This is a genomic window from Paenibacillus sp. FSL L8-0708 (assembly GCF_038009325.1).
GTDB lineage: Bacteria > Bacillota > Bacilli > Paenibacillales > Paenibacillaceae > Paenibacillus_AQ > Paenibacillus_AQ odorifer.
Map to the genome: position 1 here is coordinate 3249274 of NZ_JBBPBC010000001.1, position 18945 is coordinate 3268218.

19 protein-coding genes are annotated in these 18945 nt (G+C 42.4%); 16 read left to right on the top strand and 3 right to left on the bottom strand.

What is annotated here, in order from left to right:
• The first annotated feature begins 139 nt into the window (after positions 1 to 139).
• Entirely contained in the window at positions 140 to 1033 is an 894-nt protein-coding gene (locus NYE58_RS15300) for a polysaccharide deacetylase family protein (RefSeq protein ID WP_341002238.1), read from the top strand.
• Between the two features lie 144 nt (positions 1034 to 1177).
• Positions 1178 to 1339, top strand: a complete 162-nt coding sequence (locus tag NYE58_RS15305) for a hypothetical protein (RefSeq protein WP_172628809.1) — start codon at positions 1178 to 1180, stop codon at positions 1337 to 1339.
• Between the two features lie 78 nt (positions 1340 to 1417).
• On the opposite strand, the gene NYE58_RS15310 is transcribed toward NYE58_RS15305, so the two are convergent.
• On the bottom strand, positions 1418 to 1630 hold the full coding sequence (locus NYE58_RS15310; RefSeq protein ID WP_076125931.1) for a hypothetical protein: 213 nt from the start codon (positions 1628 to 1630) through the stop codon (positions 1418 to 1420).
• Between the two features lie 270 nt (positions 1631 to 1900).
• On the opposite strand from NYE58_RS15310, the gene NYE58_RS15315 reads away from it, so the two are divergent.
• The 14 genes from NYE58_RS15315 (at position 1901) to NYE58_RS15380 (ending at position 17468) form a co-directional block, all read left to right on the top strand.
• Entirely contained in the window at positions 1901 to 3259 is a 1359-nt protein-coding gene (locus tag NYE58_RS15315; RefSeq protein ID WP_076125933.1) for an ABC transporter substrate-binding protein, read from the top strand.
• Positions 3260 to 3362: 103 nt separating this feature from the next.
• Positions 3363 to 4316, top strand: coding sequence for a carbohydrate ABC transporter permease (locus tag NYE58_RS15320; protein WP_036686279.1), 954 nt, complete (start codon positions 3363 to 3365; stop codon positions 4314 to 4316).
• Positions 4313 to 5176, top strand: a complete 864-nt coding sequence (locus NYE58_RS15325; RefSeq protein WP_038570403.1) for a carbohydrate ABC transporter permease — start codon at positions 4313 to 4315, stop codon at positions 5174 to 5176. The genes NYE58_RS15320 and NYE58_RS15325 overlap by 4 nt, the downstream gene beginning before the upstream one ends.
• 83 nt (positions 5177 to 5259) lie before the next feature.
• Positions 5260 to 6984: a cache domain-containing sensor histidine kinase gene (locus NYE58_RS15330; protein ID WP_341002239.1), complete on the top strand. Its 1725-nt coding sequence runs from the start codon at positions 5260 to 5262 to the stop codon at positions 6982 to 6984.
• A gap of 62 nt (positions 6985 to 7046) precedes the next feature.
• Positions 7047 to 8366 carry an ABC transporter substrate-binding protein gene (locus tag NYE58_RS15335; RefSeq protein WP_076218212.1) on the top strand — a complete coding sequence of 440 codons (1320 nt, stop codon included), beginning with the start codon at positions 7047 to 7049 and terminating at the stop codon, positions 8364 to 8366.
• 17 nt (positions 8367 to 8383) lie between these two features.
• A complete protein-coding gene (locus NYE58_RS15340; protein WP_076306336.1) occupies positions 8384 to 9982 on the top strand; it encodes a response regulator in 1599 nt (532 codons plus the stop codon).
• Positions 9983 to 9996: 14 nt separating this feature from the next.
• Entirely contained in the window at positions 9997 to 11193 is a 1197-nt protein-coding gene (locus NYE58_RS15345; RefSeq protein WP_341002240.1) for a hypothetical protein, read from the top strand.
• Between the two features lie 143 nt (positions 11194 to 11336).
• Positions 11337 to 12401 carry a fatty acid desaturase gene (locus NYE58_RS15350; protein WP_076189903.1) on the top strand — a complete coding sequence of 355 codons (1065 nt, stop codon included), beginning with the start codon at positions 11337 to 11339 and terminating at the stop codon, positions 12399 to 12401.
• Positions 12402 to 12558: 157 nt separating this feature from the next.
• Complete coding sequence (locus tag NYE58_RS15355) at positions 12559 to 13695, top strand: sensor histidine kinase (protein ID WP_076179017.1); 1137 nt, start codon at positions 12559 to 12561, stop codon at positions 13693 to 13695.
• On the top strand, positions 13695 to 14297 hold the full coding sequence (locus tag NYE58_RS15360; protein ID WP_036686291.1) for a response regulator transcription factor: 603 nt from the start codon (positions 13695 to 13697) through the stop codon (positions 14295 to 14297). The genes NYE58_RS15355 and NYE58_RS15360 overlap by 1 nt, the downstream gene beginning before the upstream one ends.
• Positions 14298 to 14756: 459 nt before the next feature.
• Positions 14757 to 15842, top strand: coding sequence for an aspartate-semialdehyde dehydrogenase (asd, locus tag NYE58_RS15365; protein ID WP_341002241.1), 1086 nt, complete (start codon positions 14757 to 14759; stop codon positions 15840 to 15842).
• Positions 15843 to 15963: 121 nt separating this feature from the next.
• Positions 15964 to 16362, top strand: a complete 399-nt coding sequence (locus NYE58_RS15370; RefSeq protein WP_341002243.1) for a hypothetical protein — start codon at positions 15964 to 15966, stop codon at positions 16360 to 16362.
• Between the two features lie 116 nt (positions 16363 to 16478).
• Positions 16479 to 16661: a DUF3934 family protein gene (locus NYE58_RS15375; RefSeq protein ID WP_076218200.1), complete on the top strand. Its 183-nt coding sequence runs from the start codon at positions 16479 to 16481 to the stop codon at positions 16659 to 16661.
• 114 nt (positions 16662 to 16775) lie between these two features.
• On the top strand, positions 16776 to 17468 hold the full coding sequence (locus NYE58_RS15380; RefSeq protein WP_076218199.1) for a pseudouridine synthase: 693 nt from the start codon (positions 16776 to 16778) through the stop codon (positions 17466 to 17468).
• On the opposite strand, the gene thiE is transcribed toward NYE58_RS15380, so the two are convergent.
• Both thiE and thiD read right to left on the bottom strand, forming a co-directional pair.
• The gene (thiE, locus tag NYE58_RS15385; RefSeq protein WP_341002244.1) at positions 17449 to 18114 is read right to left on the bottom strand and encodes a thiamine phosphate synthase; all 666 of its coding nucleotides are present in this window, start codon (positions 18112 to 18114) and stop codon (positions 17449 to 17451) included. The two genes, NYE58_RS15380 and thiE, sit on opposite strands and share 20 nt — an antisense overlap.
• The gene (thiD, locus tag NYE58_RS15390; protein WP_341002245.1) at positions 18095 to 18925 is read right to left on the bottom strand and encodes a bifunctional hydroxymethylpyrimidine kinase/phosphomethylpyrimidine kinase; all 831 of its coding nucleotides are present in this window, start codon (positions 18923 to 18925) and stop codon (positions 18095 to 18097) included. The genes thiE and thiD overlap by 20 nt, the downstream gene beginning before the upstream one ends.
• Positions 18926 to 18945: the final 20 nt, after the last annotated feature.

Sequence of the window (18945 nt, forward strand, 5' to 3'; positions counted from 1 at the left end):
AGGTTTCCACTGCTCTAAGGTGCGAATAATTGGTTTTGGTTTAGCACGCTATTCAAAATAAGGACGCAAACACTTCACGGTGTCTACGTTCTTATTTTTTTTCTTTTTGTAAAATCATTTAGTAATAGGGGGAAGGCTTATGATTCGAAAATTAGGCTTTGCGGCTGACGACCGTCTGTTAATAATTAATGCTGACGATTTCGGAATAACTAAAGGAACTAATGAAGCTATTGTTAACTTATTTGAAGGAAAAGCTATAACATCCACATCTATTATGATGCCTTGCCCAGACTCAAATGACGCTATAAAGATAATTAATTGGAAAGGAATAAAGAATATTGGAATTCATCTAACGCTAACGAGTGGCGAGAAATATCCGTATCAACCAGTATTCAAAGAAAAAATCTTGAGTAGCTTAATTACGGGGGAAGGGTATTTTCATCAAGATGCCACTCTTCTGGAAAGAAACGCTGCTGATGACGAGATTAGATTAGAGTTAGAATCGCAAATCCAAAGTGCAATCGTACAAGACATTGATCCAACTCATCTGGATAGTCATGGGGGGAGTATCATGGGGTTATACACTGGGCGAGATTTTATAGAAATAATATTTGATTTGTGTGAAAAGTACCGTCTGCCCTTTAATTTACCTATTAGGATATTAGAACAACCCTTTTTTAATAATGATCAGTTGAAATTGTTTCAAAAAAGAATTTCTTCAGCAAAAGAAAGGGGGATTTTATTAATCGATGATATAATTTCTCTTCCTTACTGTTTTTACCCTGCTGCGGAATATAGCAAAATGAAAATGAGATTAACTGAATTGTTAAAGAATTTAAAACCTGGAATAACACAGTTAACTATACATCCATCTAAAATAACAGATCAATTAATAGCAATAACGAAATGTTATACAGAAAGAGAATTGGAATATCGTCTTTTAAATGATATTGAAATTAAGGAATTGATTATTAATGAGGAGATTAAACTTATTTCGTGGAAAGACATACGTGATTTACAAAGATGTATTTAGCATATTGTAAAGGGTGCACTTTTTCATTTTTTAATATGAATCTGATAAAACTGTTTAAACTTTGGCGAAGCTGGGTAAATAAGCCGTAAGTAACCAAGCAGAAATGCAAATTTCAGTAACATCACGGAAGGAGGTTGAAATCCAATGAATGTGATCGTACATAATCTTATGGCTTACAATCATCAGTTTTTTAGACCTCAGCCCGTGGTCAATCCCAAGCAAGGAAAAGCAGACAAGAAGAGAATGAGTTTCCAGGAAGTTCTGAATGAGAAAATGAAAGCGTACAGCACCTACAACAAAAATTAAAGATGAAAGCTATACCCTATGTCTGTTAAAGAAAGCCGGAACGCGATGATCCTAGAGATCATTGCATTCCGGCTTTCTTTAGGGTCTAACCTCAAAAAATTCGCAGCTCTTGCGTGAGTAGTAAGTCAGATCACTAACTCTAGATTGAATAACAACATCGAAATCAGTGAAGCGGACAACGGTTGCTCCTGAATTTACTAAATGATCGTCCTGAAATACACGAACAGGTAATTTGCGGTCAACGGCTTCTTGGAAATCGCTGTCGCTTAGCAGCGGGCGGTTAATGGGCATGGGAAATAACTCCTTTGATCATGTAATGAAGTAAGAAATAAAAATAGTATACCTGCGGAAGCACAAGAAATCCAATTTAAGATGAAGTACACGTATTCTGTGAGGAACATATTTGGACGAAATTTTATACTCCCTCCTTAGACATAACATAGATATGAATGGTTTCGTAATTATTTCCACCATAAATCGGAAGTTTACCTCCTCAAAAAAAGAATTTAAACCCTGTACACTAATTCTTGTAAGAGAAACCTTTGAAAGGGGTACAGGGGAATGAATAAAGTAAAACACTTGGCGCTATCGTTAGTCGCTATCATGCTCGTAGGTTCACTGGCAGCATGCGGAGGCAACAACGCCGAGAACAACAACACATCAAACAAAAATGCAGGTAACAACGCAGCAAGCACAAGTGAACCTACTAAGGATGAGGGAACAGAACCGGCTGAGAAAATCGAACTTTCTTTCTGGACACTGGGCAACGTGAACTACGAGGATTTAGCGAAGGAGTACACTAAGGAACATCCAAACATTACGATCAAAGTGCAAAATACCGGTGACCAAACCGCTCACCATAATAATTTGACCACTGCTTTGTCGGCTGGATCGGGTGCGCCTGATATTTTCCAACTTGAAATCGGTTTCATGGAACGTTTCATCAACGCTCAGGACAAGTTCTATAACCTGAATGATCTGGGTGCCAAAGATATTCAAGCCAACTATCTGGATTGGAAATGGAAACAAGCTTCTTCCGTAGATGGCAGCTTCCAGCTAGGTCTTCCAACAGATATCGGTCCAACGGTTGTATATTACCGCACAGATTTGGCTGAAGAAGCTGGGCTGCCAAGTGATTCAGAAGGATTCGGCGCTGCTATTGATACTTGGGATAAGTTCGCAGCTGTTGCCAAAGCTTTTAAAGATAAAACAGGCAAACCATTTGTAGACCTTACGGATCTTACCTTTAATGCTTTGCGTGACCAATCTGCTGATGAAATCTATTTCAGCAAAGCTGATGGCAGCTTTATCGGAGATACCAATCCGCAAGTCAAAAAAGCTTATGATTTCACGGTTAAAGGTATTCAAGAAGGCTGGATCAGCAATGTTATGCTCTGGTCTCCTGAATGGGGTCAAGGCATGAACGACGGTTCATTTGCAGTAGTTATGGGACCAGCTTGGATGGCGGGAAATGTTAAGAGTAATGCTCCAGACTCCTCTGGCAAATGGAAAATTGCTCAGCTCCCTGAAGGTGCTGGTAACTGGGGTGGCTCGTTCCTGACGCTGCCAAAAGAAGGCAAACACTCGAAAGAAGCTTATGACTTTATCGCATGGATGGATAACAAGGAAAACCAACTGGAATCTTTCAAAACCAAAGGCCTTATGCCTTCCATTCCTGCCCTGTATGAAGATCCTGCATTCGTAGATTTCAAAGATGATTTCTTCGGTGGACAACAAACCGCTGTAGAATTCGGTAAAGCAGCAAACCGGGTAAAACCTGTATACTACGGTCCGCTTCATGACCAAACCGATACTTTCTTCAAAAACGCCTTGAAAAATGTGTTGGAGAAAAAAGCAGATCCGACCAAAGAATGGAACGAAGCAGTAAAACAAGCGAAAACATTGGCTGAACGCAGCTAAGATTTCAAGCTTATGAAATTCAATTTCTAGAAGGTCCGGATTCATAGAGTGAAACATTCTCTGTGAATTCGGATTTACACGTTAGATTACCTGGAGGTGTGACATGGCACAACCTGTTATTTCAAGTCCGCATGCCGAGAGCAAGCGCCGCTTTTTAACTGAACAAAGAAGGAGCCGCATCACTGCTTACACGTTTATTTCGCCCTTTTTTATTCTGTTCTCGATATTTGGACTATATCCGATCTTTTTCACGATCTATCTCTCGTTCTTTAAATGGGATGCCCTGAATCCTATGAAATTTGTAGGGTGGAAAAACTATGATCTGGTCACAAGTGATCCGACCTTTTGGATTTCTTTTAGCAACACGTTAATTATGGGGCTTATGGGTACTGTTCCACAGATATTACTAGCTCTATTGATTGCTGTTTTGTTGAATTCGGCGATGACTCGCTTTAAGAAGACGTTCCGGGTTTTATTTTTTATGCCTAATATTACGTCTATCGTTGCGGTTACGCTCGTGTTCAGTACACTGTTTGGCAACAACGGAATGATCAACTGGATACTAAACGGCCTGGGACTGGATAGTATGGCCTTCAACTCTGGCTGGTGGGGCGTTAAAATCGCCATTTCTACGATGGTAATGTGGCGCTGGACGGGATATAATGCCATTATTTTTCTATCAGGCTTGCAAAGTATCCCTACGGATCTATATGAAGCGGCACGTATTGACGGTGCGAACAGAAGACAACAGCTAACCTTTATAACGTTACCGCTATTGAAGCCATTCATTGTATTTGTTACCTTGCTTTCAACTATAGGTGCCTTGCAGCTGTTCACTGAGCCTTATGTATTTTTGGGCCAAGCGGGAACTGGATCTACACGTCAGGAAGGAATCACTATGGTTACTTATTTGTATAGCGAAGCATTCCGCAACGGATTTTTTGGTACGGCAGCAGCTACGGCAGTCTTGCTGTTCCTGGTCACGATTATTTTCTCTGTCCTCAATATGCTGGTCTCAAATCGCATGGGTGGAGATACGGGAGGGGGTAAAGCGTGAGTACGCTGCGTGTATTTAAAAAAGATCCGGATGATCTAGGGATCATCGGCAAGTTAGGATTTTATCTGCTGCTGATTGTTGGTGCGCTCGTGTCCATCTTTCCTTTTTATTGGATGTTTGTAGTTGGCACTAATGACAGAGGCGCAGTATTCCATGTGCCACCTTTGCTTACGGTTGGAGACCAGTTTTTTGAGAATTTCCAGCGGGTACTGGACAAAACAGACTTCTTTCAAGCCTTGGGCAACTCTTTATTTGTCTCATCTATGGTTACAATATCAGTCGTGTTTTTCTGTACACTGGCAGGTTATGCCTTTGCCAAATATGAATTTCCGTTTAAAAATTTTCTGTTCTACTTTGTAATTGCTACATTATTTGTGCCACAGCAGCTTGGTGTATTACCTACTTACGTAATTATGGCCAAGCTCCACTGGATAGACTCTTTCAAGGCACTTATTGTTCCGGCGATGGTTAATGCCTTCGGGATCTTCTGGATGCGGCAGTATATCACTACAGCTGTACATACGGAATTGATTGAAGCAGGTCGGATCGATGGCGGCGGACATTTCCGGATCTTCTGGAACATCGCTATTCCGGTCATTACTCCAGCTATGGCTACACTAGGTATACTGAATTTTATGACCGTTTGGAATGACTTCTTCTGGCCTTTAGTGGTACTGAAGAATCAAGAGCATTTCACAATTCAAATTGCGCTCCAGCAGCTGTTCTCCAATCGCGATGGTCTAGACTACGGAATGATCATGTCAGCAACATTTACGGCAACCTTGCCACTGCTGATTGTATTCCTGTTATTTAGCCGCTGGGTGATTGCTGGACTTACTTCAGGAGCTATTAAGAGCTGATCTTACTTTTTGATCTTTACAGGGAATAGGCGGTTTTGTGAAGAATACTAGAGGACAGAGACAGCAGGGGGAAGGGGAATATCATGAAACTCCGCCGTAAAATCTTGTTCGCTATTATTCTTCTCGTCTTTATTCCGGTTATTCTGATGGGGATCGTCACTTACGTTAATTTTTCTAATGCAATGGAGAAAAAATCAAGCAACTTCTACTGGATTTCACTGCTTGAAACGGATCGAAAGCTTAAATTCGCGCTTAGTGAAATCACCTCGATCACGAATTCAAAAATTACGCAGCCGGTTGTTCAGCAATCACTGAAGCAGAAGAACTTTGTAATCACTTATGATCGAAAGCAGGAGCTTAGCAGTTATCTCATTGATCATCCAATGATTACTTCATTTAGTTTTTTTAGTAAAGATCGTTTAATTTATCAATACAATGCATCGATGTCTTTTGAGGACTTGAAGAGACAAAGCTGGTTTGACGCGATGGAAGGCGCCGAAGGGCGGCCTGTGTGGTCAGGACCGGGAGAAAATGGCTCGGAGATCTCCGGCAATCCGGTACTTGTACAAGCAAGAGTAATCAAAGATTCATATTCTCTCGAAGATATCGGATATCTGGTTGTTAATGTAAAACCTGATTTATTGGATCAGATTTTCTGGGAAGCAGCAACCCTCAAGAAGGGGGATATTTTGCTGGTCAACAAGCTAGGAAATATCGTTTTTAATAAATCCGGTGAACATATTGGACAACGCACAGATTTCCCCTTTTTACAAAATGATTATGCTAAGGAACATGACTATTACATCGACAACTATCAGGGGGAAAAATCACTCATAACCTTCCTACCTTCTCATAATGCAGCCTGGTATTTAGTAGCCATTACACCTATGAATCTCATCTCGTCAGAATCTGTATCCATCCGGAATATTGCGATTATTTTAAGTACAGTTTCGCTGTTATCCGCCATTTTGTTCGACCGCTATTTCGTACGGAGGCTCGTTCATAGTATTAATAGTGCGGTTAACGGGATGAAGCGGGTGAAGCAGGGGATATTTACGCCGATCACTACACCCTATCGTGCTGATGATGAAAGTGATTTGCTGATTGATGGCTTTAATCGGATGAGCACGCAGATCAATGAGCTGCTTGTGCAGGTGGAGACTGAGCAGGGACGTAAGAAGGAAGCAGAAATGCAAGCGCTAATGGCGCAGATTAACCCTCATTTTATTTATAATTCACTCGAATCGATTAATTCGATGGCAGTGCTGCAAGGCAATAAAGATATTAGCAAAATGGTCATCTCACTCGGCAAGCTGCTGCGAATCAGCATCAGTCAGAATCAGGAGCTGATTCCGCTGCATATGGAGTTCGAGCATGTCCGTCATTATTTGGATATCCAGAAGTTTCGTTTTGAAGATAAATTCTCTTATGTTATAGATCTTTCGGATGGTCTTAGGACGTTCATGACACAAAAGCTGATCGTTCAGCCGATTGTTGAGAATGCGCTGTATCATGCGATTGAGCAGATGGAGGACCCAGGGATCATTGAGATTACGGCCTATGAAATGGGCATGGATATGATCATTATCGTAAAAGATAACGGACCCGGCTTTGACCTTGCCAAGATGATGAGTCTTTGGGATAACGAGGGAATTGCTCAGAAGAAATACAGTGATAGCGGCGTGGGGCTTAAAAATGTGCATGAACGCTTGAATATTCGATTCGGCAGTCCATACGGCATACTAGTGTGTTCATCCCCCGGCTTTGGTTCAACCATCCGAATCCGAATACCAAAAATACTGCCGTAATCGACCATACGAAAAGAAAGGGGGAGAATGTTATCAAAAAATGGTTATTGAAATGGGGCTGGATGTGGTTATATCTAGTGCTGATTTCGGGTGCGGTTTTATTTATAACTTTAGGAAAGCAAGAACCCATTGAAGATGATTCACCAGAGAAAATCACATTAACTTTCCGTCATTTCTGGATTAAAGAGCATGATCGGCCACTGTTGACTATTTATGAAGATATCGTGGACAAATACCAGTTAGAGCATCCAAATGTGAAAGTTAACTTTGAAGGTGTGGATCAGACGTTGCACCGTGATCAAAAGCTGAAGAACGAGATGGTTACTGGCACCCCGCCAGATATGTTTGTTTTGTTCGGTGGAGCGGAAATTGAGCCCTATGTGCGCTCTAAGCGTCTGATTGATCTGACGGATTTCGTCCGGGAGAATGCGCTAACCAATCAATTCAAGGATCTGGATCTCTGGACCTTTGACAACCATATTTATGGCTTGCCCATTGAAGGGAATGCTGAACCTTTATATTTTAATAAAACCATATTCGAAAAGCTCGGTTTGAAGCCGCCAGAAACGCTGCAAGAGCTTGATGCTGCCATACTAAAGCTGAAGTCGGCAGGATATATTCCATTTGCACTTGGCAACGAGGATCGTTGGCCCGCAGGAATTTTTGCACATTATTTAATGGATCGTTATGCCGGCGCCGACTTGATCGAGAAGCTGATCACTGGTGAAGATCAAGACAGCTTTCAGAATGAGGCGTATTTAAAGGCTTTTCAGCACTTGGAGCAATGGATCAAAGAAGGTGCCTTCAGTACGAAATCGAATGCGTTATCCACAGAAAATGCGGTGGGACTATTTACGAGCGGCAAGGCTGCGATGTATCTGAACGGAAACTGGGATATCAATTTATTTGCCGGAACAGCAGCTCCTACGGATTTTCAAAATGAGGTAGGTGTTATTCCGTTTCCCACATTGAAGAAGGGGGAACAACCTTCGATTGCCGGCGGTTATACATTTGGCATCGGTCTTTCCTCCGAACTAAGCGGAGCGAAGCGGGAGGCTGCACTCGATCTCATGAAAGCTTTTTACACCCAGGAGGTTCAGACTCGGATTGTATATGAAGGGTTGAGAATTCCGTCCATGCGCATCGCCTTTGATCCTGAGAAGACAGGACCCGTATTCGCGCAAGTTATGAATATGATGGAAGTTAACCGCAAGAGCTTTGTCCCTTATGATAATGTATTGTCACCAGAAGTGAAAAAAACGTTCCTGAGTGTTATAGAACAGATGATTAACGGAGAAATGTCTGCTGAGCAAGCGTTAAAGCAAGTGCAGGCATCCTCCATTCAATATTGGAATTTGATCCAAAGCTCAAGTGTACAATGATCCTGGAGGTGCAGGGAATGGATGAGTTACAAGAGAAATATAAAGTAATAATCGTGGATGATGAGCCGATTATTCTTCGTAGCTTAAAAGCAGCCATTCCATGGAATGATCTTCAGATGGAGATTGTGGGAGAGGCCCGAAATGGAGAATTAGCTCTCCGCTTGATAGAAGACACTTCACCACATATCGTGATTAGTGATATTCGCATGCCCGTAATTGACGGGATTACGTTGATGAAGGAAGTATTGTCTAAAAACCCGAAGCTGGTGTTTATTTTTATAAGCGGGTACGGAGAGTTCGAATATGCAAGAGAAGCATTACGTCAAGGTGCTTTTGATTATTTATTGAAGCCGATCGATCATGATGAACTGGTTGAAATGCTAAACCGCGCCAGAACTAAGCTGGATGAACAGAAGCAAAATGATCAGCTGATTCATTCTGTCCAGATGCTGTCACTGCTTGCACGTGAACGTCTGTTTGCAGAAATCACTTTGGGAAATGCAAGGCCGCTTGAGCATCTGAAATGGCTGGAGAACAGTGAACTGGAGAGCGGATATTTCATGGCTGTTGTCCAGTTAGATGACTACACCACACTGAGCAGTCAATGGAGTGTAGAAGAAAAACGGCTATGGCTGTTTGCAATCCGCAATATTGTGGAAGAATGGTCACTGGAGCATGGCGTGCTGACGGTTTTCCCGTTTCATAATGGAGAGTGGATACTACTGTTCCCTGGATCTTTAAGCGCCAGCAGGAGAGAACTTGGTGAACATTTGATAGCGGGAATCAAGAGATACTCCAAGCAGTCTTGTTCCGTAGGCATCAGCCGCACCACACAAGGCATTGATCAATTAAGTACGGTTTACCCTCTGGCCGCGAAGGCCTTATATCAACGCTTCTATTCGGGTCTTGCCGGGGTCTTTATTGATGAAGAGATATCGTTCCCAAGCAGTAAAGAGGTGAAATACCCAAAAGAGCTGGAAACCGCGCTGATAGAAAGTATACGTACCTTAAATAGAGACCGGATGTGGTCTTTATTTGATAAGCTTGCTTTATTTATTGAGTCACAAGCTGTTCCTAAGGATATGGCTGAACGTCTTCTTGTTGAACTGATTGTTGTTTTGTATAGAAATTATGAGTATTTGAATATAAATTCAGATTGGTCCTTGCATGGATTACTTAGCAAGATGCACAATCTCGGCACTTTAAATGAAGTGATCTCTGCTCTGAAAGAAGAGTTTGGTGTGCGATTGGAGCAAGGGAACAAGCCTGTGAACCGCGAGGATACGCGTAGCGCCATCGAGAAAGCGAAACGTTATATTGAGAGTAATTACCATAAAGATTTAAGTATTGAGGAAGTAGCGGAGCTGGCTGATCTCAGCATCAGTCATTTCTGCACTTTATATAAGCAAATAACGGGATATACCTTTTTGGAGTATGTTACACACTGCCGGATGGAGAGGGCAAAGTATATTTTGCAGAGCAGCAACGTAAAAGTGTATCAGATAGCTCCTCTTGTCGGTTATCAGGACCCGCGTTATTTTACACAGGTTTTTAAAAAGGCTAGTGGTCAAACACCAACAGAATACCGAGAAGAGCATACTAAGCAGAGCCATTAACGAGGAGGTAAGGGATGGAATTTCATTTGGAGATGATTGTTAAGTGTTTAACGAACCACAAGCTGCAGAAATATTGGAAAGGGTTCGAGGCTGTTTCATTCGCATTTTATAATAAGGATAACGTGTATCTGTACAATCATCCCAAATTCAAAACGGTAGGATATCATCCACATTTGCTTCCTTGGAGTAATGAATTCTCAGGAGATACCATCATCTTATATGAGGATCACCCTACAGCCATCGTTAATCTGGAATTACATGAAGAATTCGAAGACTTGTACGCCATTTGTGTACACGAATTATTTCACGGTTATCAATTCCTGATGGGAGATGAACGTTATGCAGATGAATTATTGATGATTACCTACCCTTTATCCCTCGAAAATATGGAATTGCGGATTCAAGAAAGACATCATTTATATCTTAGTGTAATGGCAGCTACTATTGAAGAGCGTAATCACGCAATGTACAGATTTATTGCCATCCGTCAACAAAGAGAACAACTGCTTGGGGAGTACGTGCTAAATGAATATCTTATCGAAACGCTGGAAGGACCCGCTTGGTATGTTGAATTAAATGCCTATGCCGAAAAATCCACCCTACCTAATGAGGGAGTATTGCACAAATTCAGTTCGTATTTAATAGATGAACTTGAATCTTCGGCTAATATCAGAAGAAGCTGCTACGGTTCTGGTCTGTTTATATGTTTGCTGCTGGATGAGCTTCGCTCCGATTGGAAAGAAGAGTTTATGAAGTCGGAGTTAAGTTTATATGCGTTTTTTAAGCAATTTGTGGATCAAGTCATCATTCCCTTCGAGGAGATATCCATCAGCAAAGAAACGGAAGATATTATGCAATCGGTCAAAACAATCAGGGAGAAGGAATTCATTGATTTTATCAGCCTTGATGGGTACCACCTGTATATTGAAGGAGATATAAAATCTACGGGTTTTAATCCTATGGGTATTATTGGTGGAGATGAGAAATGCATTCATAAGAATAATTTACGAATCCAAATCAATGATGCGGAGTATTTTCTGGAAAAGCCAGTGATTAGCTACTATACAGCTGACCTTCGAAATATTAATAAACTGCACCTCGTACTAGATGAACCTCCAACTTTTAATAAAGATTCGTTAATCCTTAATGGAATTGGTGAGATCAAAGGTCAATACGAAGTGAAGGAAGATGGATGTTGGCTGCAATGCTAACGTAATTTAAATGAGAAGGAGAGTATGACATTTGTCATACTCTCTACTTGATGTTTATGACTTATAGGATGACACTTCATCACCTATACTTAGAGTAGATGAAAAGATCCTTAGCCGGACACATCAAGGAGGAAACGATATAGATGACTACAAAACAGACATCACAGCTCTCCAGCCTTAAAAAGAGTGTAGCCCCTTACGAGAAAAATGACCGCAACGCAAGTATAAGACAGCTCATCAATACTTTAGGACCACTTGTGCTGTTATGGGGCGGAGCTTATTTCTCTTTATCCGTTTCCTATTGGCTCACCCTTCTGTTAGCTATTCCTGCAGCAGGATTTGTAATTCGAACTTTTATTATTTTTCATGATTGCACACATGGATCGTTTTTTAAGAATCGTAAAGCGAATGATATTATCGGAACGATCACAGGTGTACTGACACTGGTTCCTTATCGGCAGTGGAAACATAGTCATTCCATTCACCACGCCAGCTCCAGTAATCTCGATAAAAGAGGGATCGGCGATATTTGGATTATGACGGTCGAGGAATACGCAGCGGCTTCCTTCTGGAAACGTCTATATTACCGGATTTACCGCAATCCCATCGTGATGTTTGGTCTTGGACCGATTGCTGTATTTATGATTCAGTATCGTTTCAATGTTAAAGGTGCTAGACGCAAAGAGCGGATGAATACCTATTTGACGAATATTTCAATCGCAGCGCTTTATGCCTTACTGATATGGGCGATTGGCTGGCAGGCATTTCTTATGGTGCAGCTGCCTGTAGCATTTGTATCAGGGTTTCTCGGCATATGGTTGTTCTACGTCCAACATCAGTTTGAAGACTCTTATTTCGAGAATGAATCTGAATGGAGTTATGTGATGGCCGCGGTTGAAGGTAGCTCATATTATAAGCTGCCGAAGGTGCTGCAATGGATTACGGGCAACATCGGCTTCCACCATGTGCATCATTTAAGTCCAAAGGTGCCAAACTATAATTTGGAAAAAGCGCATAACGCGACGCCACCGCTACAAAAAGCAACAACAATTACGATTGGTACCAGCCTGAAGGCCCTTAATTTCCGTCTTTGGGATGAGGAAAATAAACGATTCATTAGCTTCAAAGAGATGAAGTCCATATTAAATAAACCGAAAACTGCAGGCGAGGTCCTGCAAGTTCATAAGCCCAGACTCCAGGGAGAATAATAGCTACATTGTAATCAAATAGCACAAAATGGAAGGTTAGAGCCGGAGAACTCATTCGCGCTCTAATCTTTTTTCTATTTATCGTTGTGGTTCACCGGATTTTACCGGATTTATGCTAGAATAAGGTGAGTGGCATATGGCAAAAAGGAGAGCGAACATGCAGAAGTGGCATCATATTTTTCATAAAAGTACAGGTCTTAGCCCTTATGTATGGGTCGTATTTTATATTCTACCGTTTTATTTCATCTTTCGGTCCTCTTCTCCCTACCAGGTAGTTTCGGGAATCTTGATGATCGCTGTGTTTTTTGTTTGTTATGTGCTTTCTTTTGTCTCCAAGGGTTGGTTAGTTTATTTTTGGACGAGCGTGCAGATACTGGTCTCTATAACGATGACGTTGTTGTTTGGATATATGTATTTTGCGCTTTTTTTAGCCTTTTTTATTGGGAATATCCAGAATCGAGTAGGGTTCTTCACCCTGTACTCCATTCATTTGCTGACTACGATTATTACGATCAATTATGAGCTGCTGTCGCGTAATCCCGTATTTATCAGCCAGCTTCCCTTTGTTCTTGTCAGTATGATTGCAGTTATCCTGCTGCCAATCAGTACCTATAACCGCAATAATCAAGGGAAGCTGCAAGACCAATTGGAGGATGCTAATAAGCGTATCTCAGAATTGGTTAAGCTCGAGGAACGCCAGCGGATTTCACGTGATCTTCACGATACATTAGGTCAGAAGCTTTCGTTAATTGGTCTGAAAAGTGATTTGGCAGGAAAGCTTATCGACAGTAATCCGACGCAAGCCAAAGCCGAGATCAATGATGTACGCCAGACGGCAAGAAGTGCACTGAAAGAGGTCCGGGAGATGATTACGCGAATGCGCGGCATTCGGCTTGAGGACGAACTCGTTCATATTCAGCAGTTTCTTGCGGCTGCGGAGATTGACTATGTTTTGCAAGGCAATCCTAAACTGTCTAATACTTCATTGATTACGGAGAATGTGCTCAGCATGTGTATTAAGGAAGCTGTCACAAATGTTGTGAAGCATAGTAATGCACAATCTTGCGCAATTATCATTGAACCCACACGCACAGATCTCATCATTAAAGTGAAAGATGATGGAACTGGCATCCCAGGCAATGATCTTTATTTTAAAGGACATGGGCTGCAAGGTATGCGGGAACGTCTTGAATTTGTAAATGGCTGTATGGATATCGTGCGAGATGAGGGTACTACGATAGTGATTAAGGTCCCAAATGCATTTAAGCATCCGGAACAGGAGGTAACCGTATAATGATTAAGATTGTAATCGCTGAGGATCAGCGAATGCTCCTTGGAGCGCTGGCATCTTTGTTGGATTTAGAAGAGGATATGAAGGTCGTGGGCCGGGCAAGCAACGGAGAAGAAGCTGTAGCGATGGTTCAGCAGCATAAGCCGGATATCTGTATTATGGATATTGAGATGCCAGCGATGAGTGGTCTCGACGCTGCGGAAGCGCTGAAGAATAGCGGCTGCAAAACGATGATATTAACCACCTTTGCCCGTGCGGGATATTTCGAACGTGCGCTCAAGGCGGGAGTTCATGCTTATCTGCTGAAAGACAGTCCTAGCGAAGAACTGGCACTTTCGATACGTAATGTGATGGCAGGCCGACGCATGTATGCACCGGAGCTAATGGATGAAGCCTACAGCGGTGAAGTAAATCCTCTGACTCAGCGGGAGAAGGAAGTGCTTGGACTCATTGCCGACGGTAAAAATACAAAAGAGATTGCCAGCCAGTTGTACATTACCACGGGAACAGTCCGGAATTACATCTCAGTTATACTAGATAAGCTGGATGTAGGTAACCGCATCGAGGCGATCACTCGATTTAAGGAAAAAGGTTGGTTTAAGTGAGCGGGGGTAAGAAACGATTAGTTGGTTGAAGCAGCTTGTAAACGTGAATAGCTGAGCGCTGAACGCTGAACGCTGATCGCAGATTCCTGATTTATACTCACCAATCGCAAATAGATGTATTTCCTGCAACTATATGCTATAAAATGCTCTGCAGATGCGATTTAGTTGCATTTCTTACATCTAAAAGTTCGCTTAGAGGGCATTTCCATTATTTTTCGGGGAAATAGTTGTAGAGAATGCAGTTAAAGAGTTGTCTAAGCAGAAAATATACTTATAATTGTACAGAGTGCAGCTATTCCCTTCATTAGTATTAGTGAAATTCAATATAATCCGCTAAAAATAAAATTTTTAATGTTATTTTGATGTTAACACTCGCCAAATGTTCCCGCGCCGTATATCATTAATTATCGGCCTATTATTCACAATAGGACAGTTAATCAAAAGGAAGTGTATTTTCTGATGTCAAGAAAGCTAAGAGCCGGCATAGTTGGCGGCACAGGTATGGTAGGACAACGTTTTATTGCCCTTCTAGAGAATCATCCTTGGTTTGAAGTAACTGCGATTGCTGCCAGTGCTAGATCTGCTGGAAAAACGTATGAAGAATCGGCCAAGGGCAGATGGAAGTTATCTACTCCAATGCCTGAGAACGTAAAGAATATTATGGTCCAAGATGCTTCTAAGGTAGAAGAAGTTGCTGCGGACGTGGATTTGATTTTTTGTGCTGTAGACATGAAAAAAGATGAGATTAAAGCGCTCGAAGAGGCTTATGCTCGCACCGGAACGCCAGTAATCTCCAATAACTCAGCGCATCGCTGGACGCCTGATGTGCCTATGGTCATTCCTGAGATTAATCCGGAGCATCTTGAGGTTATTGCACAGCAAAGAAAACGTCTGGGAACAGAGACAGGTTTCATTGCGGTTAAACCTAACTGCTCCATTCAAAGTTATGTGCCTGCACTTCATGCGCTCAAAGACTTCAATCCATCTAAAGTGGTGGTCACCACCTACCAAGCCATTTCTGGTGCAGGAAAGACTTTTGCAGACTGGCCAGAAATGCTGGACAACGTGATTCCTTATATCGGTGGCGAAGAAGAGAAAAGCGAGCAAGAGCCTTTGCGGATCTGGGGAAGTGTTCAAGAAGAGGGTATCGTAAAGAGTGAAGCGCCAACGATTACTTCGCAGTGTATACGTGTGCCTGTAGCGGATGGACATATGGCTGCTGTATTTGTTTCTTTTGAGAAAAAACCGTCCAAAGAAGAGATTCTGAATCTCTGGAAGAGCTTTAAAGGACGTCCTCAGGTGCTTGAACTGCCTAGCGCACCTAAACAGTTCATTACCTATTTTGAAGAGGACAATCGTCCACAGACCAAGCTGGATCGTGATATCGAGAACGGAATGGGCGTATCGACGGGCAGACTTCGGGAAGATGCCCTCTATGATTACAAATTCGTAGGTCTCTCCCATAACACCCTGCGCGGAGCGGCTGGCGGTGCTGTGTTGATTGCTGAGCTTCTGAAAGCAGAAGGTTATATTCAACCGAAATAAGTCCATGCATGAGCTGCAAAGCTGATGTGAATAGACACCTCATCAAAGCTTAGTCTTTGGTGGGGTGTTTTTATTTTAATTTTGAATTTGGTAAAATAAGCTATGGAAGGAGAGGATACCATTGAATAAATATTTATTAGCTTTTATATGGTTACCATTAATCCTGTTTACAAGCGGTTGTACATCGTCAGCTCAAGAGGAACAAGAGTATGGAGTGTCCTCTATAAATGCCGAAATTCCTATTCCGAAGAATGCCAAAGAAATCGAAGTGACAACAACTTCAAGTAACCCCAATATAAAAATAGGTGTAAAGTACGAATTGGATAATATAGGGGGAGAACAAGGTCTTTATCGACCTGACCACTACTTTAATAAATTAAACGATGCTGGATGGATAGAGCTGGAGGACAAGCGGTTAGGACATGTGCAATTTTTTGAAAAAAAGGACACCGTCATCGCCATCGAAATACATCAGGATACCTTTGATATTCATGAAATGAATAAAGATGCTAAATTCTAAACAGTGGCTAGTTAGATGAAGCATTTGTTATTACTTAAACAGAAAGGTTGAGAGTGTGGTAAGATAGGTAAAGTGTATAAACTATACGAATTCTGAATGACTGACGGAGTGATATGATGGGTGCAAAAAGTAAAGGTGGCGGCACAGGCAGAGGTACGGGGAGTAAAGGCTGGACACGCTGGAACAAAACAGCAAAACCAGTTAAACCTGCTAAAAGTGATCCAACGACGGGTCCAGGTGCTAAAGGTGCAAGTGGAAGCAAGGGCAGTAACGTGAAAAAAAGCGGAAGCACCAAATAGCTCCCTTAAACTGGGTTATTCCTGAAGGTTAACATCTGATTTTGATCGTTAAAATCAGGTGTTTTTTTATGACTAGAGGTAAGGTAAGTATATAGAATGAAAGTAGGATCAGCAGTGAGAATCGATAAATATATAAGCGAAACAGGCTTTTGTTCCAGAAGGGAAACCAAACGATTAATTGCAGCAGGTCGAATCGCTGTAAACGGTATTGTCTGTGAGGCGAACATTCTTATAGAGCCAGAGGATATCGTATGGATCGATGGGGAGCCGATAACAAGCAGTAAAGGGGAGCCAGTGTATCTCGCTTTGAATAAGCCGATAGGCATTACCTGTACAGCAGCCCCACATGTGGCTGGGAACATTATTGATTTTGTAGGGTATCCTTCACGGATCTTTGCGATTGGCAGATTAGACAAAAACTCGGAAGGCCTCATTTTGTTAACCAACGATGGAGAGATTGTAAATAAAATGATGCGTTCCGAGAATGGGCATGAAAAAGAATATGTAGTTCATGTAGACAAACCGGTTACGTCAGAATTCTTACAAGAGATGTCTAGCGGCGTGAACATTCTTGGAGTCACAACGAAACCTTGTGAGGTCTATCGGATCACAGAATGTCAGTTTAGAATTATCCTAACTCAAGGTCTTAATCTGCAAATACGCAGAATGTGCAAGGAGTTAGGATATAGAGTACTAAAGCTGGAGCGCATAAGAATTATGAATATTACATTAGACGGCTTGGAGCTGGGACAATGGCGGCATTTAAGCAGTGAAGAGCTGTATGAGCTTATGTCCCGCTTAAACTGACTTTGTCAACAAAGCCTCTGGCAGTTGTGGTAATATCTTCAGCTCCGGCAATCGCTGAGATAACAGAAATCCCATCCGCACCAGCTGTTAATACTGGTGCAACATTTTGCAGCGTGATTCCCCCAATGCCAACCAATGGGATGGTAATGCCTTTATTTCTTAGTTCTTCAATCATCGCAGTGCCTTGAACAGCTTTGGCATCCTCCTTGGATGACGTAGGATAAATGGGACCCACGCCCAGATAGTCGGCTCCATCGGCAATCGCCTGCTGAGCTTCAGCGAAGGAGTGAGCGGATACACCAATGATTTTATTCTCTCCAAGTAGCTGGCGGATCGCCAATGCAGGTGTATCCTCCTGTCCTACATGAATTCCGTCCGCATCAAGTGCGATCGCTAAATCAATGTCGTCATTCACGATAAAGGGCACGCCATTGGTATGACAGATCTTTTGAAGTCGTCTGCCAAGATTAAGTCGTGCCTCATCGCTTAAGGACCCGGTACCCTTCTCACGGAATTGAAACATGGTTATGCCTCCAGCAACCGCTGCCTGCAGCACCTTAACAGGAGCTTTACGGCAATTTACGCTGCCCATAATGAAATAGACTTTTAATAGATCTCGCAGATGTTCACTGTTCATTCGTTGCATTGTTTATCCCTCGCAGTCTGTTCTGATAAGCAAAATGATTGGTTGGTCCATGCCCAGCCCCTATGCCCAGCTCGTCCTCAATCGCCGCTTGTATAAATGCTTTGGCAGTTTGAATGGCCTCAGCTACGGATTTGCCTTTGGCTAGCTCGGCGGTAACTGCTGCTGAATAGGTGCAGCCTGTACCATGCGTATGTCTGGTCTGAATCCGGCTACTCTCCAATAAGGTATATTCGTGACCATCATATAGAAGATCGGTTACGGCTGTGGTTGAAGTATCATGTCCCCCTTTTAGCACTACATATTTGGAGCCCATGCCATGAATGATTTTGGCTGCTTTTTTGCGTTCTTCTATGGTGGAGATCGTCATCTTTGTGATCATTTCGGCTTCGGGAATATTGGGTGTCGTCACCAATGCTAAGGGCAGCAGATGGCTGATTAAGGATTGAACCGCCACCTGCAGCAGCAGTGTGGACCCTCCTTTAGCGACCATCACAGGATCAATTACAAGATTAGACCAGCCGTAATACTTAATTTTATCTGCCACAATGCGGATGATGTCGCTGTTAAATAACATCCCGGTCTTTACGGCATCTGGTTGCAGGTCAAGTCCTATAGAATCAAGCTGCTGATTTATAGCTTCCAGAGTCACTGGATAAACCCCTTGGACACCCAGCGTATTCTGCGCTGTCACAGCTGTGAGGACGGACATGCCATAGACAGAAAGCTCTTGAAAGGTTTTTAGATCGGCCTGAATGCCAGCACCACCGCCGCTATCGGAGCCGGCAATGGTTAGAGCTTTGGATATAATCATCGAATTCACTCCTTTTGAGG